Here is a 24,956-nt window from a genome sequence, read left to right on the forward strand (position 1 = left end):
AGGCCAACCCGGGCGCGCCCGGATGGTTCGGCCGCCCTCAGCGGGCGCGCGCCTCGCGCCACGGCGTCCAGGGCCAGCGCAGGGCCTCCCCGCCGGCCGCCGGCGCGATCGAGACCGTCGCGGTCCGGCCGCTCACCAGCCGCGGATCCGACGTGCCGCCGTCGAGGCTGATCCGCACCGGGATGCGCTGGGCGAGGCGCACCCACGAGAAGGTCGGGTTCACGTTCGCGAGCAGGTTGGAGGCGTCGCTGCGGCCGGTCTCGCCGATGCCGCCGGCGATGCTGGCGACGTGGCCGCGGAGCGCCCCGTCCTCGCCCATGAGCTCGACGGTCACGGGCGCGCCGACGCGGATCCGCGGCAGCTTGGTCTCCTCGAAGTAGCCCTCGATCCGGACGGTGTCGCTGTCGATCAGCGCCATGACCCCGCGGCCGGTGGTGACGTAGGCGCCCGGCCGCAGCTCCATGTTGGTGATCCGGCCGTTGACCGAGGCCCGGACCGCCGAGCGCTCCAGGTTGAGCTTGGCGAGGTCGCGATCCGCCACCGCCTGCTCGTACGCGGCCTGGGCGGACAGGTCGGCGGCCTTGGCGGCCTCGACCTTCTGCTGCGACACCGCCGCGTCGGAGAGCCTGCTGTAGCGGGCGTAGTCGGCCGCCTCCTGCTCGGCAGTGGCCTTGCGGCCCTGCACCATCGCCTCCGCCTGCCGCAGCCCCAGGCGGAACCGGTCCGGATCGATCCGGAACAGCACGTCGCCCTTCCGCACGACCTGGTTGTCCTCCACCAGCACCTCGGTGACGAGGCCGGAGACGTCGGGCGCGACCGCCACCACGTCGGCGCGCACGCGCCCGTCGCGGGTCCAGGGCGCGTCCATGTAGTAATCCCACAGGCCGAGGCCGACGATCAGCGCCGCGGCGACCATGCCGAGCGTGACCAGGAGGCGGCCGAGGGCGGAGAACAGGGCGGTCATTGCAGGGTCCGATGGGCGAGGGTCACGACGCCGCCGAGCAGGACGACGTAGAGGGCGAGGTCGAAGAGCGGCCGGTGCCAGACGAGGCGGTAGAGGCCGGTCGCCGCGAGGAGGCGGCGCAGCGGCAGGCTGAGCGCGAAGGCGGCGGCCATCCAGAGCGCGAGGCCCGGCACGAACACGCCGTAGAGGTCGATCTCGCCCATCATGCCGCCATCTCCCGGTGGTCCAGGGCGGCCGCCGCCCGGTAGGCCGGCGCGTCGGCGAAGAGCCCGCGGCGCAGGCCGGTGAGGCCGATCAGGGCGGCGCGCCGCTCCGGCGACGGGACCGCGCCCGCGACGGCGTCGAGCGCCTCGTCCAGCGCCGCGAGCAGCGCCGCGTCCGGCCGGTCGGTCCGGCCGCGCAGCTGGCGCGCCGCCAGCGCGAGGACTCGGTCGACGGTGCTGCGGGCCGGGCCCGTCAGCCGCCGGCGCACCCGGCGGACCTCCACGAGGTTGATGCCCACCCGGACATCGGCCAGCAGGTCGCCCACGGAGGCGGACGTGTCCGCGGGCAGGCTCGCCAGCCGCGGCGCGATGAGGCCGACGCGGTCGAGCATGAGGGCCGCGAGTTCGAGCCCGTGGCCGGTGCCGCGCCCGTCCGCGGCGGCCGCGAGGCTGCGCCGGTTGATCCCGATCAGCCGCCGCGCGCTCCAGCCGGCGCCGACCGAGCGGATCACCCGGGTCACCGCGGCGGCGATCCACATGCCCACCACCGAGGCGATCACCCCGTTGGCGAAGGGCGCGAAGTCCCCGCTGTAGCCGTTCTGGAGGGCCAGCAGGGTCGCGCCGTTCAGCGCCGCGCCCATGCCCATCGGGGCGGTGCGCGGCTGCGTCATCATCAATCCGCACAGGATCAGGGCCGGCGCGAGCGCGAGGGCCAGCATCTCGAAGGAGGTGGCGAGCGGGAGCACGGCGAACAGGTAGAGGCCCGCGCCGAGGGCGCCGACGATCGCCGAGTTGGCGAAGCTCAGGATCTGCGGCGCGGGATCGTCCTGCGCGGCGAACAGGCAGCAGGCGACCGCGCCCATCATCGGCGCCGCGGAGCCGTCCGGCCAGCCGGTGGCGATCCAGATGGCGCAGCAGGCGAGCAGGCCCGCGAACACCCCGAAGGCCGAGAACGCGGCCAGCCCGTGGTCCCGGTGGCGGATCGACCGGACGCGGGCCGTGTAGGCGAAGGCGAGCGGCGCGCGGGGCGCGGTGCCGGCCGCGAGGTGGCCGCGCAGTGCCTGCAGATCCTGGCGCAGGTCGATGACGTCGCGCAGGCGCGCCGCGAGGCTCGCGAGGAGGAGCGTGTTCCAGTCCGGCGCCCGGCCGAGGGCGGGCTCGAACCCGTCGATCCGGTCGCGCAGCCGCGCGGCGCGATCCGGATCGTCGACCTCGTCGGCGAGCCAGGCGATGAGGTCCGACAGGAAGGCCCGGACCCGCGCCGGAACAGCGCCGGCTTGCTCGAGGGCGGCGACGCGGTCCGCCACGGCGGCGACGATCGGCAGGACCATCAGCATGTGCTGACGGAGGGGCGCGAAGGCCTCGGCGGCGCGCTCCGCGCCCGTCGCCTCGTTGCGCAGGGCGAGGCCGAGGGCGTCGAGGCCGATCGCGTCCGAGGCGAGGCGCAGGCGCCGGCCCTGGCTCGGCCCGGCGGCCTCCGCGCGGGCGGCCGCGAGGGCGCTCCGGATCCAGGCCCGGGCCTCCGCCGACCAGTCGTTCAGCCGTCCGACGATGAGCGGGGCCGCCGATTGCGGCAGGATCAGCGTGGCGGCGAGGCTGGCGCAGACGATGCCGAGGGAGATCTCCTCGGCCCGCGCCACCGCCGTGTCGAAGATCGCCCCGGGATCGTCGACGGCGGGGAAACCGATCAGCGCCGCCGTGTAGCCGGCGAGCATCGGCAGGTAGCTCGCGGGGGTCCGGTCGAGGAGGGAGACGTAGAGGCAGAGCGCGACCCAGAGCGCCACCGCGAGGCTCAGCAGGAGCGGCGCGTTCACGAGGTTCGGCACCAGCACGACGCTGACCGCCGCGCCGAGCACGGTGCCGCAGACCCGGTACGCGGCCTTCGCGCGCGTCGCGCCGGAGAGGACCTGGCTGGTGATGTAGACGGTGCCGAGGGCCCAGTAGGGCCGCGGCAGGTCGATCCAGAGCGCGAGGTACAGGGCGAGCATCGCCGCCGCGTAGGTCTTCAGCGCGAAGGCCCAGTCGCGCCATCCGGGGAGGGTCACGGCACCGGCTCCGGCTCGGGCGCGGCCCCGACGGCGGCGCGGCGCCGGTGGCGGCCGGTGGTCAGGAGGGCGTGGGTGTCGATCTGCTGCAGTCGCCCGCGCGTCGTCGGACCATCGATGCCGGTCACAACCTGATCCACCGTCGCGAGGAGCCGGCGAGGTCACCGGTTCAATCGGCTCGCACGCCGATAGATAGCCTCATATCGATCTCGATTGAGGGATGCCGCGAGGGGATCAGGGCTGCGCCAGAAGAATGAGTCGACCCATAGCTTGGGTTTGTTCTGCGATAGGCGCATATGATCCGGTCGCTGCACGGGGCGCGTCCGGACGCGCAGCCGCGGTCGCGGCGATCCCCGAGCCGCAGGCCGGATCCCGCGATCGCGTCGTCAGGCCGAGTGGCTGTTGTGGATCTGATCGAAGTCGAGGGACGCCGTGTCGATCACGATCTGCGTGCGGCTGATGACCTCGAGCTTGCGCAGGATCTCCGAGACGTGCGCCTTCACGGTCGAGTCGCCGACCTGGAGCTCGTGGGCGATCTGCTTGTTGAGCTTGCCCTGACGGATCATCATCAGGACCCGCAATTGCTGCGGCGTCAGCCGGGCGAGGCGCTCGGCCAGCGGCGCCTTCTTGGACCGGGGCGCGGGCGCGCCGGCCTCGGCGAGCCCCGGCGGCAGGAACAGCGCCCCGCTCATCACCTCGGTGATCGCCCGGGTGAGCGTCGCCTTGTCCATGGCCTTGGGGACGAAGCCCGCCGCCCCGTGCTGCAGGGCCTCGCGGACGATGCGCGGATCCTCGTGGCCGGAGACGATCAGGATCGGGATGCGCGGGAAGCTCGCCCGGATGGTGATCAGCCCGTCGAAGCCGGTGACGCCCCGCATCGACAGGTCGAGGAGCGTCAGGTCGATGCCGCGGTTCGCGGCCAGCACCGCGCAGGCCGCCTCGATCCCGTCGGCCTCGTGCAGCACCGCGTCCGGGTGCGCGAGGCGGATCGTGGCCGCCAGGGCGTCGCGGAACAGCGGGTGGTCATCGACGATCAGGAGATGCACGGAGACCTCGGTCCTTCGCTCGAGATCCTCACAGGATCCGCCGAATACGCGGGCGGGAGGTCCGAAGGTGATCGATGCGGCCCCGGGGCGCAAGCGGGTGTTGAGACGACAGCCCGGCCCCGGGACCTGGGCGTGCCGGCCCGCGGGGACCGGCACGCTTTCGGTTGCGGGCCCTCAGCGCGACGCCACCGTCTTCGGCAGCTTGAACGCCCAGAAGCTGCCGCCCTGGTTAATGCCGGCCGTCGACTTGGCGACCTCGCCGCCCCAGAGCGGGACCGCGCCGCCCCAGCCGGCCGCGACGCCGACCCACTGCTCGCCGTCCTGCTCCCAGGTGATCGGCGAGGAGACCACGCCGGTCCCGACCTGGAATTTCCAGACCTCCTCGCCGGTCTTGGCGTCGAAGGCCTTCAGGAAGCCCTCCGGCGTGCCGGTGAAGACGAGGTTGCCAGCCGTGGTGAGCACGCCGGCCCAGAGCGGGGCCTTGTTCTTGTACTCCCACACGACCTTGCCGGAGGCCGGGTCGATCGCCTTGAGCGAGCCGATATGGTCGTCGAAGACCGGCTTGATGGTGAAGCCGGCGCCGAGGTAGGCGGCACCCTTCTTGTAGTTCACCGGCTCGTTCCAGATATCCATGCCCCACTCGTTGGAGGGCACGTAGAACAGCTTGGTGTCGGGGCTGTAGCCGATCGGCATCCAGTTCTTGCCGCCGAGGAAGCTCGGCACCGCGAAGACCGACTTGCCCTTCTTGTCGTCGCCGGTCGCCTTGCTCGGGTCGCCGGGGCGGTTCTCCTCGTTGTAGATCGGGCGGCCGTTCTCATCGATGCCCTTGGCCCAGTTGATCTTCTCGACGAACGGCGTCGCCGAGATGAACTTCCCGTTGGTCCGGTCGAGGACGTAGAAGAAGCCGTTGCGGTCGGCGGTGGCGCCGGCCTTGATGGTCTTGCCGCCCTTGTTCAGGTCGAACGGCACGAACTCGTTGACGCCGTCGAAGTCCCAGCCGTCGTGCGGGGTGGTCTGGAAGCCCCAGACGATCTCGCCGTTGTCGGGGTTGAGGGCGAGTCGCGAGGAGGTCCACTTGTTGTCGCCCGGCCGGAGCCAGGAGTTCCAAGGGCCGGGGTTGCCGGTGCCGAAGTAGATCAGGTTGGTCTCGGGATCGTAGGTGCCGCCGAGCCACGTGGCGCCGCCGCCGAACTTCCACATGTCGCCGGGCCAGCTCTCGTTGACCTTGCCGGTCATGGTCGAGGGCTTGCCGTTGAGCTCGCCCATGTGGCCCTCGATCACGGGCCGCTTCCACACGACCTCGCCGGTCTCGGCGTCGCGGGCCTCGATCCGCCCGATCACGCCGAACTCGCCGCCCGACACGCCGGTGATGATCTTGCCCTTCACGATGATCGGGGCGGCCGTGTAGCTGTAGCCGGCCTTGAAGTCGTCGATCTCCTTCCGCCAGACGACCTTGCCGGTCTTGGTGTTGAGCGCGACGAGCTTGGCGTCGAGCGTGCCGAAGTAGACGTTGTCCTTGTAGAGCGCGGCGCCGCGGTTCACCACGTCGCAGCAGGGCAGGATGCCCTCCGGCAGGCGGGCGTCGTACTCCCACTTCTTCTCGCCGCTGCGGGAATCGATCGCGTACATGCGCGAGTACGAGCCCGTGACGTAGATGATGCCGTCCTTGACCAGCGCCTGGCTCTCCTGGCCGCGCTGCTTCTCGCCGCCGAACGAGAACGACCAGGCCGGGACGAGGCCCTTGATGTTGTCGCGGTTGAGCGTCTTCAGCGGGCTGAAGCGCTGGGCCTGCGGGCCGAGGCCGTAGGTGACCACGTCGCCGGGCGTCTTGGCGTCGTTGATGATGTCCTGCTCGGTGACCCCCTGGGCCATGGCCGGCAGGGCGCCGCCCGCCACGAGGGCGGCGACGCCCACCGCGGCGAGGAACCGGGTCCGCATTCTCATGACGTGTCCTCCGTGGTCGGCCCCGGTCCGTGTGGCCGGGGCATCCGGGTTTCGACGCGGACCGCACGAGTCGCGGGGCGCCCCCTTGGAGGACGAAGCTATCGGGCTTCTCAGGAAAGTCTTATTGCCCATTGGTCCAATAAGGCCGCTCTGCGGACCGGCGAACGCAATGTATTCGTCGAGATCGACGCTCGGATTGGCGCGAATCCGAGGGCGGTCTCGTTCGGGAGATCTGATGTTCGCTCTTACCGTCATCGCGAGCGCAGCGAAGCGACCCAGGGCAGCACAGCATCCCACGATGGCGCGCTGTCTGGATCGCTTCGCTGCGCTCGCGATGACGGATGCGCTCAATACCCCTTCGGCGGCGCGTAGGTGACGCCGTAGCTCTCGCAGATCGCCCTGAGCCGACCCTCCGCGTTCAGTGCCGTGATCGCGTCCCCGACCGCGTAGGCGAGGTCGCGGGAATCGGTCCTCACCGCGCCGCCGATCTCCCAGCGCGTTTTCACCAGCCCCGTCGACGGGACCGTGGCGATCGGGTTGTCGTCCTTCGGGGCCTTCGCGGCGGACAGGGCCGCCTCGATCGCCGCGCGGCTCCCGGCCAGGATCGGCGCCTCGCCGGCGAGGTAGGCCTCCGCGGCCTCCTCGAAGCTCCTGTAATGCTTCAGGTTCGGGCGGAAGCGGCCGCCCTGGGCGGTCAGCAGCATCAGGTCGGCGGCGCCCGTGCCCTCCAGCGCGACGCTCCGGTCGCCGATGTCGTCGAGGCTGTCGAAGCCGTCCAGCGCGCCCTTGCGGTACGCGAAGGCGATCTCCTGCTCGAAGTACGGCGCCGTGAAGAACACCTGCTCATTGCGCAGGGCGAGCTGCCGGTCGGTGGGCACGTGCAGCATCAGGTCGGCGAGCGGCGTGCCGGCGAGGTCGCCTCGCCACAGGTTCAGGCGCAGGTCGCCGTCGACGTTCTCGCCGGCGTCGACCACGCGCAGGTCGAGCTTCACCTTGAGCCTGTCGGCGATCGCGCGGGCGAGATCGACGTCGATGCCGCGGGGCCTGCCGGTCTCCTCCGCGGAGAACGGCGCGTTGTCGCCGTAGACCGCCACACGCAGGGTGCCGTCGGCCACGACCTGGTCCAGGGGGCGCGCGGCCGCCTCCGGCTGGAACCGGAGGGCCGCGAGCAGGCCGCAGGCGAGGAGGAGCCGCGCGCTACTCCTCATGCTTCGACTCGATGTAGCTCCGGATCGCCCACAGGCCCTCCTGCGAGATCACACCCTCGAAGGCCGGCATCTTGGTCACGCCGTTGATGACGGCGCCGTGCTTCATGCGCTCGACGAAGTACTCGTCGCCCTCCTTGCCCTGCGGCAGGTAGCGCAGGTCCGGGGCGAGGCCGCCGGAGATCATCTCCAGGCCGTGGCAGCGGGCGCAGTTCTGGTTGAAGCCCGAGGCGCCGATCGCGATGGCGTGCTTGTCGTCCTTGTAGGGGTTCTCGGCGACCCACTCGGCGCCCAGCGGCTTGAGGCCGTCGGTGTTGACCGGCTGGGGCTGGACGTCGCCGTGCCCGAGGGCGCCGCCGGCCGCCAGCGCCAGTCCCAGCGCCGCGAGCACGCCGCCCGCCGCCGTCTTCATCGTGCGCATCCGCCCCTCCCGTCGTCGTTGCACGACGGTTAGCAAGTACCGGGCGGCGGACCCATTATGCTTTGGTACGGATCGGCCAGATTAGCGCCATCGACGACTTGTGTTGCACTGCATCAAACCCGGTTTGTGCACCTTGGTCTAATATCGGAGGGCGCAACTCCGCTCCTAGACTCCCGGCCAACGACGAGCGCCGCGGGGCTGGAGGAGACGGGCGGGGATGGTGTCCTCCGGTGCGCGGCGGCCCGGGATGCGCGGCGGGCCATGGGCCGGCCTGCGGCGCGCCGTCGTGCTGGCGGCCGTGGCGGCCATGGTGACCCTGGCGCCGGTCGCGCAGGGGCGGGCCGCGCCCGCGCCGGCAGGCCCGCCCCTGACGATCCGCTACCTGGAGCGGCGGGTCGAGCGGCCGGCGCCGCTGAACAACGAGGACCCGATCCCCGACGACGAGGGCGCCAAGGGCGCGGAACTCGGCCTGCGCGATTCCAACGCCACCGGCCGGTTCCTCGGCCTCGGCTTCGACCTCGGCACCACGATCGTCGAGCCGGCCGCCGACATCCGCCAGGCTTTCCGGGACCTCGCCGACCGGCGCTTCGTGGTGCTCAACGCCCCGGCCGCCGACGTCCTCGCCCTGGCCGACCTGCCGGAGGCGAAGGGCAGCGTGCTCCTTAACATCGGCGCCCCGGACACGCGCCTGCGCGACGCCGATTGCCGCCGGAACCTGCTCCACGTCCTGCCGTCCCGCGCCATGCTGTCCGACGCGCTGGTGCAGTTCCTGGCGTTCAAGCGCTGGTCCCGGATCCTGCTGGTGACCGGGCCGGCGCCAGCTGACGCGCTCTTCGCCGAGGCGCTGCGGCGCAGCGCGAGGAAGTTCGGCGCGCGGATCGTCGCCGAGACGCGCTACGACCCGCAGGGGGGCGACGTCCGCGACACGGCCCTGCGCGAGTTCGCCCTGCCGACCCGCGGGCCCGAGCACGACGTGGTCGCGGTGGCCGACGAGGCCGGCGCGTTCGGCGCGAGCCTCAACTACAACACCGCCTCGCCCCGGCCCCTCGTCGGCACGCAGGGCCTCGCGCCGGCCGCCTGGGGTCGGCCCGTCGAGGCCTGGGCCGCCGTCCAGCTCCAGGGGCGGTTCCGGAAGCTCGCCGGCCGCGCCATGCGGCCCGTCGACTGGGCCGGCTGGATGGCGGTGCACGTCGTCGGCGAGGCGGCCGTGAAGGCGCGCAGCACCGACCCCGCGGCGGTCCGCGCCGCCCTGACGGCGCCCGGCTTCGAGATCGGCGGCTTCAAGGGCCGCCCCCTGAGCTTCCGCGCCTGGGACGGGCAGCTGCGCCAGCCGGTCTTCCTGCTCTGGCCCGGGGCCGTCACCGCGACGGCGCCGATCGAGGGCTTCCTCCACCACCGCACGGAACTCGACACGCTCGGCCTCGACGCGCCCGAGAGTGCCTGCCGCGCCTTCTCGGGGACGTCAGAATGACCCGGCTCGCCGCCCTCGCGCTACTGCTCTGCCTCGCGGGCCCCGCGCGGGCCGAGGAGATCTTCGTCTCGAACGAGCGCGACAACACCGTCTCGGTGATCGACGGCGACAGCCTGGAGGTGCTGCGCACCTTCCCGGTCGGCCGTCGGCCCCGCGGGCTGACCTTCTCGCGCGACGGGCGGTCGCTCTACGTCTGCGCCAGCGACTCCGACGCCGTGCAGGTGATCGACCCGGAGACCGGGCAGGTGCGGCACGACCTGCCCTCGGGCGAGGACCCGGAGCAGTTCGCCCTGGCGCCCGACGGGCGCACCCTGTTCATCGCCAACGAGGAGAACGCCACCACCACGGTGGTGGACGCGCAGACCCGCCGGGTGCTGGCGCAGATCGACGTCGGCATCGAGCCGGAGGGCGTCGCGGTGAGCCCGGACGGGCGCACGGCCGTCACGACCTCCGAGACGACCAACATGGTCCACTGGATCGACACGGCGACACTCGCGGCCGTGGACGCGACGCCGGTCGGGCAGCGGCCGCGCTTCGCCGCCTTCACGGCCGACGGGTCCCGGCTGTGGGCGTCCTCGGAGATCGGCGGCACCGTGTCGGTGATCGACGTCGCCACACGCGCGGTGATCGCGACGATCGAGTTCGCCGTGAAGGGAATCGCGGCCGACCGGATCCAGCCGGTGGGCATCCAGATGGCCAAGGACGGGCGCCACGCCTTCGTGGCGCTGGGGCCGTCCGACCGGGTCGCCGTGGTGGATACCGCGACCTACCGGGTGGAGAGCTACATCCTGGTCGGCCGCCGGGTCTGGCAGCTCGCGCTCAACGCGGCGGGCACGCGGCTCTTCACCACCAACGGCGTCTCCGGCGACGTGACGGTGATCGACGCCGCGACGTTCCGGCCGATCAAGACCGTGAAGGTCGGCCGCTTCCCCTGGGGCGCGGCGGCGCGGCCGATGCCTTCGGCGCAGGCGACGGACGGGCGCGCCGCCGGTGCGGTGCCGTGACTCGTCCGCAGTCCGGAGCGCGGGTCCCCTGTCCCGTTCGGGAGAGGGACAGGTTGAGGGACGTGCGGCATCCGGGACAGGCTCTCCCGGCCCGCACGTCGACAGCGTGCTCCATCCTCGACGTCCCGATCCCTCACCCTGTCCCTCTCCCGAACGGGACAGGGGCCCGGTCGCGCACTGCCGCCGGCGTCCGTGCTCGGTCCGGATGGGTGACCGACGCGGCCAGGGGCGGAGGGAGGGATAAGGCGCGGCCGCTGCGGAGCGCACCGTCTCCCAGGCCGCCCGCGCCGCGCACCGCCCTGGCCCGGGGCGCGGGCCTGCTCCTGCGCGCCGCGCTGCTCCTTCTCGCCCTGCTCCTGTCGACCCTTCCGGCCCGGGCCGGCCAGCTCGATCGCGCGGGCGTCGAACGCCACTTCCCGCCCCCGCTGGTGGTCGGCGAGAAGGACGACAGGCTCCCGGTCTGGCCGATCCTGAAGCAGCAGGCCGGGTCCTACGAGGTCTTCGCCTACGCGTTCGAATCCGTCGACCTCGCGCCGATCCCTGGCTTCGGGGGCACGCCCCCCGACCTGCTGATCGCGCTCGCCCCCGACGGGACCTTCCGGGACGTGACGGTGCTCTCGCACCACGAGCCGGTCTTCCTCGAGGGGCTCGGCCCGGAGCCGCTCCTCGCCTTCGTCGAGCAGTATGCCGGCCTGTCGGCCCGGCAGGCGATCCGGGTCGGGCGGCCCAACGCGCGGGCCGCCGGCGCCGCGCCGCAGACCACCGTCGACGGCATCTCCATGGCCACCGCCTCGACCCGGGTGATCAACCAGTCCATCCTGGCCTCGGCGCTGGCGGTCGCCCGCGCGAAGCTCGGCTTCGGGGCGGCCAATGTCGGCCTGAAGGTCGAGGCGAAGCTCGACCTCTACGAGCCCCTGACCCTGGCCGACCTCCTCGCCCGGGGCTGGGTCCGGCGGTTAACGGTCACGAACGCGGACGCCGCCGCGGCCTTCCGGGGCACCGGCGTGGCCGATCCGTCCGAGGGTCCGGCCGACGCCGTGCTGACCGACCTCTACGTCGCCGCCCTGGACCCGCCCTCGATCGGCCGCAACCTGCTGGGGCCGGCGCGCTACGACGCGCTCATGCGCGAGCTCGGTCCCGGCAACCACGCCGTGATGGTCGTCAGCGCCGGGCCGGAGGACGCGCCCGAGAACCCGGTCGGCGACCGGTTCGTGCTGGGCGCCGTCCCCGACCGGCTGGCGATCGGCCAGGCCGGCCTGATCGTGAACGCGCGCGACATGGCGGTGGAGCGCCGCGACGCCGGCCTCGCCGAGGGGCTGCCGCCCGGCCCCTGGACGATCCTGCGGATCGACCAGGCCGCCGGCTTCGACCCGTCCGCACCCTGGGTGCTGACCGAGACGATCGTCCGCGAGCGCGGGCAGATCCTGTCGGAGAAGATCGCCCGGACCTTCACGGTCGAGACCGTCCTGCCCGCCGACCTGTTCACGCGGGTCCGGCCCGATGACGGGCCGAGCTGGACCGACTCCTGGCGGGCCCGGGCGCCCGAACTCGCGCTGATCGGGCTGATGCTCGCGGTGCTGGTGCCGCTCCTGAGCCGCCATCGCGGGCTGGTGGCGGACCAGCGCCGCTTCCCCCTCTTCCGCCTCGGCTTCCTGGCGCTGACCCTCGGCTTCGTCGGCTGGTACGCGCAGGCGCAACTCTCGATCGTGACCCTCGTCGGCCTCGTGCGGGCCGCCACCGTGACCCACGACCTCGCCTTCCTGCTCTACGACCCGCCCTCGCTGGTGCTCTGGGCCTTCGCGCTGGCCGCCCTGGTGGCCTGGGGGCGCGGCACGTTCTGCGGCTGGCTCTGCCCCTTCGGCGCGCTGCAGGAACTCGTCGCGCTGCTCGCCCGGCCGCTGCGCATCCGCCCGGTCGCGGTGCCGCCCGGCCTCGACCGGTCGCTGCGGTCGCTGAAATACGTCGTGCTCGCCGGCATCCTCGGTGCCGCCGCCGCGGGGTCGCCCCTCGCCGACACCCTGTCCGAGGTCGAGCCGTTCAAGACCGCCATCACCCTGTACTTCGTCCGGGCGTGGCCGTTCGTTGCCTACGCGGCCGGGCTGCTGGTGCTCAACCTGCTCGTCTACAAGGGCTTCTGCCGCTACCTGTGCCCGCTCGGCGCCGCCCTCGCCCTCCTCGGGCGGGTCCGCGTCCTCGACTGGATCCCGCGCCGGGCGGAGTGCGGCTCGCCGTGCCAGCTCTGCAAGGTCCGCTGCCGCTACGGCGCCATCGCGCCCTCCGGCCGGGTCGACTACGCCGAGTGCTTCCAGTGCATGGAGTGCGTGACGATCATCCACGATCCCGGGCAGTGCGTGCCGCAGGTCGTGGCGCGCAAGCGGGGCCGCCGCGCCGCGCACCGGCCGGTGACCGTCGGATGAGCGCGCCGCCGCCCTTCGCGCCGGCCCGGCGCCGGCTCCTCGTCGGGGCCGCGGGGCTGGCCGCGCTCGGCGGCGTCGCGGCGTTCCGCGCCGCCGCGGCGTCGCGCGGGCTGGCGCTGCGCACCCGCGCCGGCCTCGCCTTCGGCACCACCGTGGCCCTGACCGCCGCCGGGCCCGACCCGTCCGCGGTCGAGGCTGCGCTCGACGACGGGTTCGCGGCGATGCGCGCCGTGGAGGCGGCCGCCAGCCTGTTCCGGGCCGACAGCGCCCTGGCCCGCCTCAACCGGGACGGGTCCCTCGAGGCGCCCGACCCGCACCTGCTCGCCCTGCTGCGCTTCGCCCTCGCCCTCGCGGCCGAGACCGGCGGCGCCTTCGACCCGACCGTCCAGCCGCTCTGGCCGGTCTGGGCCGGCGCGGCCGCCCGCGGCGAGCGCCCCGGGGCGGAGGCCCTGCGGGGGGCCCTGTCGCGGGTCGGCTGGCGGCGCGTGCGGGTCGCGACGGACCGGATCGTCCTGGAGCCCGGGACGGCCCTGACGCTGAACGCCTTGATACAGGGCTACGCGGCCGACCAGGTCATGGCGGCTTTCCGGGCGCGCGGCATCGACGACGCCTTCGTGGATACCGGCGAGTTCGGCGCCGCCGGCGCGCATCCGGACGGCGCGCCCTGGCGCCTCGGGCTGGCCGATCCCCGCCATCCCGGCGACATCGCCGCCGTCATCGCCCCGTTCACCGGCTTCGCCGCGACCTCGGGCGACTACAACATGAGCTTCTCGCACGACCGCACCGACCACCACATCTTCGACCCGGCCACCGGCCGGTCGCCGCGCGGCCTGTCGTCGGTGACGGTCACTGCGCCGACGGGGCTCGTCGCCGACGGGCTGTCGACCGCCTGCATGGTCCTGGGCCGCGCGCGCGGCGCGGACCTCGTCGCGGCCCGTCCGGGCTGCGCCGTGCGCTTCACCGGGAAGGGCTGACACATCCGGCCCCGTCGTGCGGGGCGAGCCCCGAACCGCGGCGCGCGCCCTGCCCTCCCGGGGCCGATGGCTCTACGGAGGGTCCGATCTGCGGCGCAGGCCCTGCATGCGCCCGGACCGGAGAGGACCGTCAGGAGACGCGCGTGACCGAAGCGACCGGGCCGTACTGGCCGACGGATGACTGGGCGGAGCAGGACCCGGGTGCGGCGGGGCTCGATGCCGGGCGGCTCGCGGACGCGGTGGCGTTCGCGCAGGCCCACGAGAGCGCGTGGCCGCGCAGCCTGTACTATCCCGACGGGCGCTACGTCGGGATCGTCGAGTGGAACGAGACGGGGCCCTGGAGCGCCGTCGACGGGCCGGTGCGCCCGCGCGGCGGCCCGGCGGGCGTGATCCTGAAGGCCGGCCGGCGCGTCGCCGCCTGGGGCGACACGGCCCGCCCGGACATGACCTTCTCGATCGCCAAGAGCTACCTCGCGGTGCTGGCCGGCCTCGCCCACGACGACGGCCTGATCCCCGACGTCGACGCGCCGGTGCGCGACAGCGTACCCGACCCGCTCCTCGACGGCCCGCACAACGGCGCGATCACGTGGCGCCACCTCCTGCAGCAGTCGAGCGAGTGGCAGGGAACGCTGTTCGGCAAGTCCGATCAGGTCGATCATTTCCGGCAGATCGGCCCGGGCGCCGACAACAGCCGCAAGGGCGAGGCGCGGGCGCTGCGGTGCCCCGGCACCTACTACGAGTACAACGACGTCCGGGTGAACCTGCTGTCGTACTGCCTGATGCGCCGCTTCGGCCGGGCCCTCCCGGACGTGCTCCGCGAGCGGATCATGGATCCGATCGGCGCCTCCCGCGACTGGGCGTGGCACGGCTACGACACGGCCTGGGTCGCGGTCGACGGCGCGCGGGTCCAGTCGGTCCCCGGCGGCGGCCACTGGGGCGGCGGCCTGTTCATCGGGGCCGACGACCACGCCCGCTTCGGTCTCCTCGTCGCCCGCGGCGGCGCCTGGAACGGGCGGCAGCTCCTCTCGGAGCGCTGGATCCGCGCCATGCTGACGCCCTCTCCGACCCTCGACAGCTACGGCTACCTCTGGTGGCTGAACCGCGGCGCGGCCGCCAAGCCGGAACTGCCGGCCTCGGCCTTCAGCGCCCTCGGGGCGGGCAACAACGTGATCTGGTGCGACCCCGAGCACGACCTCGTCGCGGTCCTGCGCTGGATCGACAAGGCGGCCCTCGACGGCTTCCTGCTGCGCCTCGTGGCGGCCCTGCGCCCGTAGGCGGGCCGGCGACGCTAGCGGCCCCGGACGTGATCGACGAAGCTCCGGAGCAGCGGCCGCATCTGGCGGCGGCTCGGGTAGTAGAGGAAGAAGCCCGGGAAGGGCGGGCACCACGCGTCGAGGACCCGGATCAGGCGGCCGGCCGCGATGTCGGCCGCCACCTGCGCCTCGAAGAGGTAGGCGAGGCCGGCGCCGCCGCGCGCCGCTCCGGCCACCAGCCCGTCATCGTCGAGGACGAGGGTGCCGGTGACCGGGATCGACTGGGCGATCCCGTCTTTCTCGAGTTCCCAGAGGTAGAGGCCGCCGCTCGGGAAGCGGCGCCGGACGCAGACATGCCGGTGCAGGTCCTGCGGGTCCGCGGGCGTTCCGTGGCGGGCGAGGTAGTCCGGCGCGGCCACGATCGCGCCGCGCTGCGGCGGGCCGAGCGGCACCGCGATCATGTCCTGGTCCAGGCTCTCGGCGAAGCGGACGCCGGCATCGAACCCCTCGGCGACGATGTCGCGGAAGCCGTCCTGCGCGCGGATCTCGATCTCGACGCCCGGATGCGCGCGGGTGAAGGCGACGGCGAGCGGCACCAGCAGCATCTCGGCGGCCGACCGCGGCACTGAGATCCGCAGCGTCCCGGTGAGCCGCCGCTCCGCGGCGGTCGCCACCTCGACGGCGTCGGCGATCGCCGCGAGGGCGGGCTCGAGCCCGTCGAGCAGGCGCTGGCCCGCCTCGGTCGGGGCGACGCTGCGGGTCGTCCGCGCGAGGAGGCGCACGCCGAGGCTCGCCTCCAGGCCGTTGATCGCGTGGCTCACCGCCGAGACCGAGAGCCCGAGATCGCGCGCGGCGCCGCGGAAACTCCGGCGCGCCGCGACCGCGGCGAAGAGCGACAGGGCGGGGAGGTCGGCGCGTCTCACTGTTGAGCCGCATAGAACAGCCTGCGCCGCAGGTCACGGATTATCGCCGCTGGCGCCCCGTGCGAAGTCCGGCCCGCATCACGGGAGGCCCGCATGGATCACCGCCGACTCGGAACCGAACTCACCGTCTCCGCCCTCGGCCTCGGCTGCATGGGCATGAGCTACGCCTATGGCGGCCAGCCCGAGGGCGAGGCCACCGCCACGCTGCGCCGCGCCGTCGACCTCGGCATCACCCTCTTCGACACGGCCGAGATGTACGGCCCGTTCGAGAACGAGAAGCTGGTGGGCAAGGCCCTGGCGCCGGTCCGCGACCGGGTGATCATCGCCACCAAGTTCGGCTTCAAGATCTCCGAGACCGGCCAGGGTCCCGACCGGATCATCGGCGTCGACAGCCGGCCGGAGCACGTCCGGGCGGTCTGCGACGCCTCGCTCCGGCGCCTCGGCGTCGATGTCATCGACCTCTTCTACCAGCACCGGGTGGATCCGGCCGTGCCGATCGAGGACACGGTCGGCGCCATGGCCGATCTCGTGCGGGCCGGCAAGGTCCGGGCGCTCGGCCTGTCCGAGGCCGGCGCGGCCACGATCCGGCGGGCCCACGTGGTCCACCCCATCGCCGCCGTGCAGAGCGAGTACTCCCTCTGGAGCCGCGACCCCGAGGCCGAGGTGCTGCCGACCTGCCGCGAACTCGGGATCGGCTTCGTGCCGTACAGCCCCCTGGGGCGCGGACTCCTGACCGGCGCGATCCGCGACCGCGACAGCCTCGCCGCCGACGATTACCGCCGCACGATGCCGCGCTTCGCGGCGGAGAACCTCGCGGCCAACCAGCGGCTGCTCGACACGCTCGCCGCCCTGGCGCGCGACAAGGGCGTCACCCCGGCCCAGCTCGCCATTGCCTGGGTGCTGAACCAGGGCGACTTCATCGTGCCGATCCCGGGCGCCCGCAAGATCCGGAATCTCGAGGAGAACGCGGCGGCGGCCGGTCTCGTCCTCGCGGAGGCCGACCTGCGGGCCATCGCGGACGCGATGCCCGCCGAGGCGGTGACCGGCGACCGCTACGGCGCCGCCGGGCTGGCGATGGTCGGTCTCTGAACCGTCAGAGCGCCGCGATGGTCTCGGCCATCGCCCTCGCCCGCGGCACAAGGCTTCCCACCTCCAGGTACTCCTCGGGCGAGTGGGCCTTGCCGCCCACCGGGCCCACGGCGCAGAGCGTGGGGCACCCGACGCTGGCGGTGAAGCCCGAATCGGCGCAGCCGCCGGCGAACTCGCCGGTGACGGGGTTGCCGCCCTCCGCGCTCACCCTCGCGTAGGTCTCGAACAGGGCCCGCGAGGCCTCGTCCTGCACGAGCGGCAGGAACTCGCCCTTGATGGTGAGATGCGCGGTCGTGTCCGCCACGGTCGATCCGGCCACGATCGCGGCGATCCGGTCCATGGCGGTCTCGCGGTCGGGCGGGGTCACGTAGCGCAGGTCGATCTCGCAGGTCACCCGGGGCGCCACGGTGTTCACCGACTGGCCGCCGGAGACCAGGCCGACATTCACCGTGGTGCCGCGATCGAGGTCGGTGAGCGCGTGGAGCGTGACGGTCTTGTGGGCGAGCTCCAGGATGGCGCTGCGCCCGTCGGCGTAGTTGCCGCCGGAATGGGCCGCCCTGCCGAGCACCTCGAGGTGCATGAACACCCCGCCCTTGCGGCCGGTGACGACGTTGCCGGTCGGCCGCCCCGGCTCGGAATTCAGCACCGCGCGGGCGCCCCGGGCGGTCTCCTCGATGATCGGCCGGCAGGCCGGCGAGCCGATCTCCTCGTCGCTGGTGAACAGGCCGACGAGCGGCACCGGCGCGCCGCCGGCCCTGTGGTAGGCGGCCAGCACGAAGGCGTTCATCACGAGGCCCGCCTTCATGTCGGCGACGCCCGGCCCGTAGGCGCGGCCGTCAACGACCCGGAACGGCCGCCGCGTCGGCTCCCCCTTCGGGAAGACGGTGTCGCGGTGGCCCATGAGCACGACCGGCCGGTTGCCGCCGCCCGATCCGGCCACGCTCGCCTTCAGCGCGTCGCCGTAGCCATCGACCGGGATCGTGGTCACCGGTATGCCGTGGCCGGCGAGGAACTCCGCGATGCGGATGCCGACCGCGTCGACGCCCGGCTTGTCGTAGGAGCCGGAATCGATGTTCACGAGCTCCTCGAGGAGCGCCAGCATCGCGCCCTCCTGTGCGTCGAGCCAGCCGAGGGCGTCGGTGTCACGTGCGGTCATGCAGGGCCTCGTATCGGGGTCAGCAGGATTGCGCAGACCGTCTTTGCGAGCGCAGCGAAGCAACCCAGGGTCGCGCAACCTCTGGCAGCGTAGCGCAGACTGGATTGCTTCGCTCCGCTCGCAAAGACGGCGCAGCGTCCGAATCGACCGCCGATGTGGTAGGCGGCGGCTATTCCACAGTCACCGACTTGGCCAGATTCCGCGGCTGATCGACGTCTTTCCCCATGAACACCGCCGTGTGGTAGGCGAGCAGCTGGATCGGCACCGCGTACACGATCGGCGCCACCGTCGGGTCGAGCGCCGGCATGGTGAAGGTCGCGAGCGTGTCGAGCCCGTGTTCGGCGGCCCCCTTGGCGTCGCCGATGAGCACGATCCGGCCGCCGCGGGCGGCCACCTCCTGCATGTTCGAGACGGTCTTCTCGAACACCGCGTCGTGCGGCGCGATCACGATCACCGGCACGCTCTCGTCGATCAGGGCGATCGGCCCGTGCTTCAGCTCGCCCGCCGCGTAGCCCTCGGCGTGGATGTAGCTGATCTCCTTGAGCTTCAGCGCGCCCTCCAGCGCCATCGGGTAGCTGGTGCCGCGGCCGAGATAGAGCACGTCCCGCGCCTTCGCGACGTCTCGGGCCAGACCCTCGATCGCCGCCTCGTGGGTGAGCGCCTCGGCCATCAGGCCCGGCGCCTTGATCAGGCCGTCGATCAGCCGCCGCTCGCCCGCCGCGTCGAGGGTGCCGCGGGCGCGGCCCGCCGCGATGGCGAGGCAGAGCAGCACGGTGAGCTGGCACGAGAACGCCTTGGTGGAGGCGACGCCGATCTCCGGCCCGGCCAGCGTCGGCATCACCACGGAGGATTCCCGCGCGATGGTCGAGGTCGGCACGTTGACGACGCTCAGCGTGTGCTGGCCCTGGGACTTCGCGTAGCGCAGGGAGGCCAGGGTGTCGGCGGTCTCGCCCGACTGCGAGATGACCAGCGTCAGCCCGTCCTTCTCGAGCGGTGCCTCGCGGTAGCGGGCCTCGGAGGCGACGTCGATCTCCACCGGCAGGCGCGCCACCTGCTCGAACCAGTACCGGGCGACGAGGCCCGCGTAGTAGGCCGTGCCGCAGGCGGTGATGTAGACGCGGCTGAGCTTGGCGAAGTCGAAGGGCAGCGCCTCGGGCAGCGCAACCCGCCCGTTCGCCATGTCGACGTAGTGGGCGAGCGTGCGGCCCACCACCTCGGGCTGCTCGTGGATCTCCTTGGCCATGAAGTGGCGGTACTCGCCCTTGTCGATCCGGTAGGCCTGCGTGGCGATCGTCTGCCGGGCGCGCTCGACCGTGGCGCCCGACGCGTCGCGGATCTCGGCGCCGCCCCGGGACAGGATCGCCCAGTCGCCCTCGTCGAGATACGTGATGGCGTCGGTGAACGGCGCGAGCGCCAGGGCGTCGGAGCCCAGGTAGGTCTCGCCCTCGCCGAAGCCGATGGCCAGCGGCGCGCCGTGGCGGGCCCCGATCAGCAGGTTCTCCTCGCCGGAGAAGAGGAAGCCCAGCGCGAAGGCGCCGCGCAGCCGCGGCAGGGCGGCGGCCACGGCCTCCACCGGCCCCATCTGCCGGTCCATGTTGCGGCTGACGAGCTGGGCGACGACCTCGGTGTCGGTCTCGGTCTCGAAGACGACGCCGTCGGCCTCCAGCTCCTGCTTGAGCTCGCGGAAATTCTCGATGATGCCGTTGTGCACGACGGCCAGGCGCTTGGTGGCGTGCGGGTGGGCGTTGGTCTCGTTGGGCCGGCCGTGGGTGGCCCAGCGGGTGTGGCCGATGCCGATCGTGCCGGTGAGCGGCTCCTGGGCGAGCCTGGCCTCCAGGTTGACCAGTTTGCCCGAGGCCCGGCGCCGCGCCAGCCGGCCGTGCTCCAGGGTGGCGATGCCGGCGGAATCGTAGCCGCGGTACTCGAGCCGCCGCAGGGCCTCGATCACCTGCCCCGCCACCGCGTCGCGCCCGACGATGCCGACGATGCCGCACATAGGAGTGTCTCTCGCTGTCGCGCCCGGATGGCCGCGCGCAGGTCGTGCGCAAGGTCCGGGCCGCCCCGCGCCGTGCGGGGCCGAGCGGGACTTCTACCGGATCGGCACGGCGCAGGGCCAGCCCCGCCCGCGCGGCGTGTCCGGCCTCAGGCCTTGCCGCGCCGCGCCTTCTCGGCCTGCAGCGCCGCGCGCTTCTCCCTGGCCCAGCCCGGCTTCACCGCCTGCCGGCCCCGGGCCACCGCCATGGCGTCGGCCGGCACGTCGGCGGTGATCACCGAGCCGGAGGCGACGTAGGCGCCCTCCCCCACCGAGACGGGGGCGACCAGGGCCGAGTTCGAGCCGATGAACGCGCCCGCGCCGATCGTGGTCCGGTGCTTGAGCACGCCGTCGTAATTGCAGGTGATCGTGCCGGCGCCGATATTGGCCTTGGCGCCCACCTCCGCGTCGCCGAGATAGGTGAGGTGCGCGGCCTTGGCGCCGGCTCCCATTCGGGCGTTCTTCAGCTCGACGAAATTGCCGAGTTCCGCGCCGGCCTCCAGAATGGCGTGACCGCGCAGCCGCACGAACGGCCCGATCTTAACGCCCGCCTCCAGGCTGGTCTCGGTGAGATGCGCGAAGGCCCGCACGGTGCAGCCCTCCGCGACCCGCACGCCGGGGCCGAACACCACGTTGGGCTCCACGATCACGTCGCGTCCCAGCACCGTGTCGTGGCTGAGGAAAACCGTCTCGGGGGCGATCAGCGTGGCGCCCCCCAGCATGGCGCTGCGGCGCAGCTGCGCCTGGATCGCGGCCTCCGCCACGCTGAGCTGCACCCGGTCGTTCACGCCCTGCGCCTCGGCCTCGTCCACCGGAACGACCGTGACGGGCAGCCCGTCGGCCACCGCCAGCGCTACCGCGTCGGGCAGGTAGTACTCGCCGGCGGCGTTGTCGTTGCCGATGCGGGTGAGCAGGGCCAGGGCGTGCCGTCCGGCGAGCGCCATCAGCCCGGCATTGCACAGGGTTACGGCCCGCTCGGCCGCGCTCGCGTCCTTCTCCTCGCGGATGGCGAGCACGCGGTCGCCATCGGTGAGCACCCGCCCGTAGCCGGAGGGCGTGGCCGTCTCGAAGGCCAGCACGGCCACCGCGGCGCCGTCGGCCAGGGGCGCGCGGAGGCGCAGGAAGGTGTCGGCCGAGACGAGCGGCGTGTCGCCGAAGGCGATCACCACGTCGTCGTCGGGGTCGGCCAGGATCTCCCGGGCGGCCAGCACCGCGTGGGCGGTGCCGAGGCGCTCGGCCTGCGGGAAGACCCGGGCCCCAGGGGCGGCCCGCGCGATCTCGGCGGCGACGTCGTCGCGGCCGGGCTCGGCCACCACGGCGATCCGGCCCGCGCCCGCCGCCTGGACGGCGGCCAGGACGTGGCCGAGCATGCTGCGCCCGGCGATCCGGTGCAGCACCTTCGGCAGGTCCGAGCGCATCCGCGTGCCCTTCCCGGCCGCGAGCACGATGGCGGTGAGGCTGCGCGAGGGCGTTCCGGTCGGGGTCATCGCAGGTCCAGGCGTCGATCGAGGGCCACGACGGATGGGCCGGACGGGCGCCCGGCGCAACCCCGTCCGGGCCGATCAGCGCAGCGCCAGGGCGACGTGCTGGCTGGAGCCGTGGGCGAAACGCTCCCGGCGTCGCTCGATCGAGCTCGGGATCCGCAGGGATTCCCGGTACTTCGCCACCGTGCGCCGGGCGATGTCGACGCCCTCCCCGCGCAGCTTCTGCACCAGCGCGTCGTCGGACAGCACGTCGTCCGGCGTCTCGCCGTCGACGAGCTGCTTGATGCGGTGGCGCACCGCCTCGGAGGAGTGTGCGGCGGCGCCGGCCGCCCCGGGGATCGCCGCGGTGAAGAAGTACTTCATCTCCAGGGTCCCGCGGCTCGTGCCGATGGCCTTGTTGGAGGTGACCCGCGAGACGGTCGATTCGTGCATGCCGATCGCCTCGGCCACGGTCTTGAGGTTCAGCGGCCGCAGGTGGGTGACGCCGTGGACGAAGAACCCGTCCTGCTGGCGGACGATCTCGGTGGCGACTTTCAGGATGGTGCGGGCGCGCTGCTCCAGCGAGCGGGTCAGCCAGTTGGCGTTCTGGAGGGCCTCCGACAGGAAGGCCTTGTCGCCCTCCGCGGCGGCGTTGCGCGAGACGCGGGCGTAGTAGCTCTGGTTCACTAGAACCCGGGGCAGTGCCTCGCTGTTCAGCTCGACCAGCCAGGAGCCGTCCGGGGCGGCGCGCACGAACACGTCCGGGACTAGGACCTCGACGGCGCTCGACCCGAAGGCCCGGCCGGGCTTCGGATCCAGGCGGCGGATCTCGCCCAGCATGTCGACGAGATCCTCGTCGTCGACGCCGCAGAGCCGGCGCAGCGCCGCGAAGTCGCGCTTGGCCACGAGGTCCAGCCGCGAGACGAGCGCCTGCATCGCCGGGTCGAACCGGTCGCGCTCGCGCAGCTGGATCGCGAGGCACTCGGCAAGGTCGCGGGCCGCGATCCCGGGCGGGTCGAAGGTCTGGACCAGCGCCAGCATCCGGCCGACGAGGGCCGGGTCGGCTCCGAGCCGCTCGGCCACGCCCTCGACCGACTCGCGCAGGTAGCCGGCCTCGTCGACGGCGTCGATCAGGAAGCCGCCGATCAGCCGCTCGGCCGGCTCCCGGGTCGCGAGGTCGAGCTGGCCCGCGAGGTGCTCGCGCAGCGAGGTCTCGGCGGTGAGGGTCGCCTCGAAATCGGGCGCCTCGGCGTCGAAGCCGCCGCCGGTGCTGCCGTAGGGCGGCGGCGTCAGCGAGAGCATGTCGCCGCCGGACGCCTCGCGCGCCTGGACGGGGATCTCGTCGGGGAAGACGTTGTCGAGGCGCGTGTCGAAGTCGCTCTCGATCTCGCCGCGGCTCGGGTTGAGGTCGGCCGAGAGCCACGAGTCGGGCTCCGGCGCCTCGAAGCCGTCGGACCCCGCCTCATCGGCATGGCTGCCCGATTCGGCGGCATCGCCCACACCCGGCAGGTCCGGCTCGGCGCGCTCCAGCAGCGGGTTGCGTTCCAGCTCGGCCTCGACGTAGGCCGAGAGATCGAGGTGCGAGAGTTGGAGAAGCTTGATCGCCTGCAGGAGCTGCGGCGTCATCACCAGGGCCTGGCCCTGACGCACTTCCAGCCGTTGCACCAAACTCATGCGAGGCCCCGATGCCCTTCCGGCGCGGTTCGCCAGCCGGAGCCACGCTGCTCACGGCATGGTTCTTGCCTGCTCCGTCGCACTTTCTGTAACGCGATCCGACCCGCGCGTCAAAGCGCGACCGTGCACGCCGCTGTTGGCAAGTGCTCGGCGCTGCGGGACGCGCAGCGTTCCAGTCAGATCCCGATCCGCCGCCCGGCAGTCTGAGGGCAGATCTTAAAGGAAGGTTTGCGCAATCATCCGCGCGCATTTGCCAGGACATCCGAAATCCGCCGGCAAAGCTTTGTCTGGTTGCAGACGCTTCCCCCGCTAGATGCAATATCCGCTCGCTATTCCGTGTTGATCCGAGCATGGCTCGGGGGTGCGCCGCGGTTCCCGCACGAGAGCCGCTGCGCGGAGGTCGATTTCTGCGTACGCGTTTGCCGATGCCGCATCAGAACCGCCTTCTGGCCGCCCTATCCGAGGCGGACGGCGCACTGCTCGGGCCTCATCTGGAGGCGATCGACCTGCCCCTCGGCAAAGTGCTCGTCGAGCCGGCCGCCGCGATCCCGCACGCGGTCTTCATCGACACCGGCCTGTGCTCGGTGGTGTCGACTCTCGCCGAGGGCGGCCGGATCGAGGTCGGCCTGTTCGGACGCGACGGCATGGCCGCACCGGCGCTGCTGCTCGGAACCGACACGATCCCGTACCAGATTTTCATGCAGGTCGCAGGCCGAGGGCGCCGGATCTCCGTGCCGGCCCTGCGCGACGCCCTGAAATCCAGCCCGTCGATGCGCAACCTGCTGCTGCGCTACGTCCAGACCTTCCTGGTCCAGGTCGCCCAGACCGCGATCGCCAACGCGGGCGCGCCCGCCGAGGAGCGGCTCGCGCGGTGGCTCCTCATGTACCACGACCGGCAGGACGGCGACGACCTGTCGGTGACGCACGAGTTCCTGTCGATCATGCTCGGCGTGCGCCGCCCGACCGTCACGGTCGCGATCCACACTCTGGAGGGCGCCGGCCTGATCCGGGCCCGGCGCGGCCGGATCCGGGTCCTGAGCCGCACCCGCCTGGAGGAGGCCGCCGGCCAGACCTACGGCCCGGCCGAGGCCGAGTACGAGCGCCTGATCGGCCCGCTGCGGCGGCCTCAGAGCACGCTGGCGTAGGGGACTTCGGCCACCACCGCGCCGGCCTCGTCGGTGATGACGAAGGTGTCGGCGCGCCAGCCGCGCGGCGCGCCGTAGACGTGCGGCAGCCGGCGCATCTCGCGCAGGATGTCGCGAGCGAGGTGCTCGGCCGCCGTCCGATCGGGCAGATCGTCGCCCTCCCGATCGGCGATCAGCGTGCCGTGCCGCCGGACGTTGAGGAAGAAGCGGGGCAGGTGACATCCCCTTCGAGGATCGGCCAGCGGGGCCTTCGGGGCGCCCGCCGAAGACCGCGTGCCGCGCCATCGGGAACGGCGTCGCGGGCCTGAGCGGCGTGTCGGATCGGCGCGAACCACGCCGCGCGGGTTACCGGCCGCCGAGTGTCCGCCGAGACGGGCGGCCCGCGCAAGGGCAACCCGAGCGAGGGCAACCCGCGCGAGGGCGGCTGCGGCAGTTCGCGCACCGACGGGTACCGGGCCGACCGCGCCGGCCATATCGTACTTTCGTGCAGAGGGTTCGGGGCCGGATCAGTCCGGCCGCACGCGCGG

The 24,956-nt window shown here is 73.0% G+C and carries 21 protein-coding genes; 7 read left to right on the forward strand and 14 right to left on the reverse strand.

The annotated features are described in order from the left end of the window. Positions 1-37: 37 nt before the first annotated feature. From C4T42_RS25610 to pedF, 8 genes are all read right to left on the reverse strand, one after another. Complete coding sequence (locus C4T42_RS25610) at positions 38-964, reverse strand: HlyD family secretion protein (RefSeq protein ID WP_103986094.1); 927 nt, start codon at positions 962-964, stop codon at positions 38-40. Then, on the reverse strand, positions 961-1,170 hold the full coding sequence (locus C4T42_RS25615; protein ID WP_103986095.1) for a DUF1656 domain-containing protein: 210 nt from the start codon (positions 1,168-1,170) through the stop codon (positions 961-963). The genes C4T42_RS25610 and C4T42_RS25615 overlap by 4 nt, the downstream gene beginning before the upstream one ends. After that, positions 1,167-3,212: an FUSC family protein gene (locus C4T42_RS25620; protein WP_103986096.1), complete on the reverse strand. Its 2,046-nt coding sequence runs from the start codon at positions 3,210-3,212 to the stop codon at positions 1,167-1,169. The genes C4T42_RS25615 and C4T42_RS25620 overlap by 4 nt, the downstream gene beginning before the upstream one ends. After that, a complete protein-coding gene (locus C4T42_RS32790; protein WP_280177403.1) occupies positions 3,209-3,340 on the reverse strand; it encodes a hypothetical protein in 132 nt (43 codons plus the stop codon). Before C4T42_RS32790 ends, C4T42_RS25620 begins: the two co-directional genes overlap by 4 nt. A 258-nt stretch (positions 3,341-3,598) precedes the next feature. Continuing rightward, positions 3,599-4,258, reverse strand: a complete 660-nt coding sequence (locus tag C4T42_RS25630; protein WP_020095062.1) for a response regulator transcription factor — start codon at positions 4,256-4,258, stop codon at positions 3,599-3,601. Positions 4,259-4,432: 174 nt separating this feature from the next. Next, positions 4,433-6,202, reverse strand: coding sequence for a PQQ-dependent methanol/ethanol family dehydrogenase (locus C4T42_RS25635; RefSeq protein WP_056527719.1), 1,770 nt, complete (start codon positions 6,200-6,202; stop codon positions 4,433-4,435). A 347-nt stretch (positions 6,203-6,549) separates the two neighbouring features. Next, a complete protein-coding gene (locus C4T42_RS25640) occupies positions 6,550-7,410 on the reverse strand; it encodes a transporter substrate-binding domain-containing protein (RefSeq protein ID WP_103986097.1) in 861 nt (286 codons plus the stop codon). After that, complete coding sequence (gene pedF / locus C4T42_RS25645) at positions 7,400-7,828, reverse strand: cytochrome c-550 PedF (protein ID WP_234082757.1); 429 nt, start codon at positions 7,826-7,828, stop codon at positions 7,400-7,402. Before pedF ends, C4T42_RS25640 begins: the two co-directional genes overlap by 11 nt. 217 nt (positions 7,829-8,045) lie before the next feature. On the opposite strand from pedF, the gene C4T42_RS25650 reads away from it, so the two are divergent. The 5 genes from C4T42_RS25650 to C4T42_RS25670 all read left to right on the forward strand — a co-directional run bounded on the left by C4T42_RS25650 (position 8,046) and on the right by C4T42_RS25670 (position 14,968). Further along, a complete protein-coding gene (locus tag C4T42_RS25650) occupies positions 8,046-9,299 on the forward strand; it encodes an ABC transporter substrate-binding protein (RefSeq protein WP_103986098.1) in 1,254 nt (417 codons plus the stop codon). Next, complete coding sequence (locus tag C4T42_RS25655; protein ID WP_020095057.1) at positions 9,296-10,303, forward strand: YVTN family beta-propeller repeat protein; 1,008 nt, start codon at positions 9,296-9,298, stop codon at positions 10,301-10,303. Before C4T42_RS25650 ends, C4T42_RS25655 begins: the two co-directional genes overlap by 4 nt. Positions 10,304-10,620: 317 nt before the next feature. Beyond that, entirely contained in the window at positions 10,621-12,720 is a 2,100-nt protein-coding gene (locus C4T42_RS25660) for a 4Fe-4S binding protein (RefSeq protein ID WP_026605227.1), read from the forward strand. Next, positions 12,717-13,694 (forward strand): FAD:protein FMN transferase, encoded by a 978-nt coding sequence (locus tag C4T42_RS25665; protein ID WP_020095055.1) that lies wholly within the window; start codon positions 12,717-12,719, stop codon positions 13,692-13,694. Before C4T42_RS25660 ends, C4T42_RS25665 begins: the two co-directional genes overlap by 4 nt. Before the next feature lie 143 nt (positions 13,695-13,837). After that, positions 13,838-14,968: a serine hydrolase gene (locus tag C4T42_RS25670; RefSeq protein ID WP_020095054.1), complete on the forward strand. Its 1,131-nt coding sequence runs from the start codon at positions 13,838-13,840 to the stop codon at positions 14,966-14,968. 14 nt (positions 14,969-14,982) lie between these two features. Here C4T42_RS25670 and C4T42_RS25675 read toward each other — a convergent pair whose 3' ends face one another. Further along, positions 14,983-15,870 (reverse strand): LysR family transcriptional regulator, encoded by an 888-nt coding sequence (locus C4T42_RS25675; protein WP_103986099.1) that lies wholly within the window; start codon positions 15,868-15,870, stop codon positions 14,983-14,985. Positions 15,871-15,963: 93 nt separating this feature from the next. Between C4T42_RS25675 and C4T42_RS25680 the strand changes: the two genes are divergently transcribed. Then, positions 15,964-16,959 (forward strand): aldo/keto reductase, encoded by a 996-nt coding sequence (locus tag C4T42_RS25680; protein ID WP_103986100.1) that lies wholly within the window; start codon positions 15,964-15,966, stop codon positions 16,957-16,959. Positions 16,960-16,963: 4 nt separating this feature from the next. Here C4T42_RS25680 and C4T42_RS25685 read toward each other — a convergent pair whose 3' ends face one another. The 4 genes from C4T42_RS25685 to rpoN form a co-directional block, all read right to left on the reverse strand. Next, positions 16,964-18,115, reverse strand: coding sequence for a M20 family metallopeptidase (locus tag C4T42_RS25685; protein ID WP_103986101.1), 1,152 nt, complete (start codon positions 18,113-18,115; stop codon positions 16,964-16,966). Positions 18,116-18,284: 169 nt separating this feature from the next. Beyond that, on the reverse strand, positions 18,285-20,111 hold the full coding sequence (gene glmS, locus C4T42_RS25690) for a glutamine--fructose-6-phosphate transaminase (isomerizing) (RefSeq protein ID WP_103986102.1): 1,827 nt from the start codon (positions 20,109-20,111) through the stop codon (positions 18,285-18,287). 146 nt (positions 20,112-20,257) lie between these two features. After that, entirely contained in the window at positions 20,258-21,634 is a 1,377-nt protein-coding gene (glmU, locus tag C4T42_RS25695; protein WP_103986103.1) for a bifunctional UDP-N-acetylglucosamine diphosphorylase/glucosamine-1-phosphate N-acetyltransferase GlmU, read from the reverse strand. Between the two features lie 75 nt (positions 21,635-21,709). Continuing rightward, positions 21,710-23,284 carry an RNA polymerase factor sigma-54 gene (rpoN, locus tag C4T42_RS25700; protein ID WP_103986104.1) on the reverse strand — a complete coding sequence of 525 codons (1,575 nt, stop codon included), beginning with the start codon at positions 23,282-23,284 and terminating at the stop codon, positions 21,710-21,712. Positions 23,285-23,709: 425 nt separating this feature from the next. Here rpoN and C4T42_RS25705 point away from each other — a divergent pair, with 425 nt between their 5' ends. After that, positions 23,710-24,429 carry a Crp/Fnr family transcriptional regulator gene (locus C4T42_RS25705; RefSeq protein ID WP_020095047.1) on the forward strand — a complete coding sequence of 240 codons (720 nt, stop codon included), beginning with the start codon at positions 23,710-23,712 and terminating at the stop codon, positions 24,427-24,429. Here C4T42_RS25705 and C4T42_RS32080 read toward each other — a convergent pair. Further along, on the reverse strand, positions 24,411-24,902 hold the full coding sequence (locus C4T42_RS32080) for a hypothetical protein (protein WP_181049218.1): 492 nt from the start codon (positions 24,900-24,902) through the stop codon (positions 24,411-24,413). The two genes, C4T42_RS25705 and C4T42_RS32080, sit on opposite strands and share 19 nt — an antisense overlap. Positions 24,903-24,956: the final 54 nt, after the last annotated feature.

The organism is Methylobacterium sp. 190mf (assembly GCF_900107945.1).
Taxonomy (GTDB): Bacteria; Pseudomonadota; Alphaproteobacteria; order Rhizobiales; family Beijerinckiaceae; genus Methylobacterium.

Coding starts and splice junctions, on each gene's coding strand:
- C4T42_RS25640 (WP_103986097.1), bottom strand. CDS start 7,410: ATGAGGAGTAGCGCGCGGCTCCTCCTCGCCTGCGGCCTGCTCGCGGCC.
- glmU (WP_103986103.1), bottom strand. CDS start 21,634: ATGACCCCGACCGGAACGCCCTCGCGCAGCCTCACCGCCATCGTGCTC.
- C4T42_RS25655 (WP_020095057.1), top strand. CDS start 9,296: ATGACCCGGCTCGCCGCCCTCGCGCTACTGCTCTGCCTCGCGGGCCCC.
- rpoN (WP_103986104.1), bottom strand. CDS start 23,284: ATGAGTTTGGTGCAACGGCTGGAAGTGCGTCAGGGCCAGGCCCTGGTG.
- C4T42_RS25635 (WP_056527719.1), bottom strand. CDS start 6,202: ATGAGAATGCGGACCCGGTTCCTCGCCGCGGTGGGCGTCGCCGCCCTC.
- C4T42_RS25685 (WP_103986101.1), bottom strand. CDS start 18,115: ATGACCGCACGTGACACCGACGCCCTCGGCTGGCTCGACGCACAGGAG.
- pedF (WP_234082757.1), bottom strand. CDS start 7,828: ATGCGCACGATGAAGACGGCGGCGGGCGGCGTGCTCGCGGCGCTGGGA.
- C4T42_RS25705 (WP_020095047.1), top strand. CDS start 23,710: ATGCCGCATCAGAACCGCCTTCTGGCCGCCCTATCCGAGGCGGACGGC.
- C4T42_RS25650 (WP_103986098.1), top strand. CDS start 8,046: ATGGTGTCCTCCGGTGCGCGGCGGCCCGGGATGCGCGGCGGGCCATGG.
- glmS (WP_103986102.1), bottom strand. CDS start 20,111: ATGTGCGGCATCGTCGGCATCGTCGGGCGCGACGCGGTGGCGGGGCAG.
- C4T42_RS25610 (WP_103986094.1), bottom strand. CDS start 964: ATGACCGCCCTGTTCTCCGCCCTCGGCCGCCTCCTGGTCACGCTCGGC.
- C4T42_RS25615 (WP_103986095.1), bottom strand. CDS start 1,170: ATGATGGGCGAGATCGACCTCTACGGCGTGTTCGTGCCGGGCCTCGCG.
- C4T42_RS32080 (WP_181049218.1), bottom strand. CDS start 24,902: ATGGCCGGCGCGGTCGGCCCGGTACCCGTCGGTGCGCGAACTGCCGCA.
- C4T42_RS25680 (WP_103986100.1), top strand. CDS start 15,964: ATGGATCACCGCCGACTCGGAACCGAACTCACCGTCTCCGCCCTCGGC.
- C4T42_RS25665 (WP_020095055.1), top strand. CDS start 12,717: ATGAGCGCGCCGCCGCCCTTCGCGCCGGCCCGGCGCCGGCTCCTCGTC.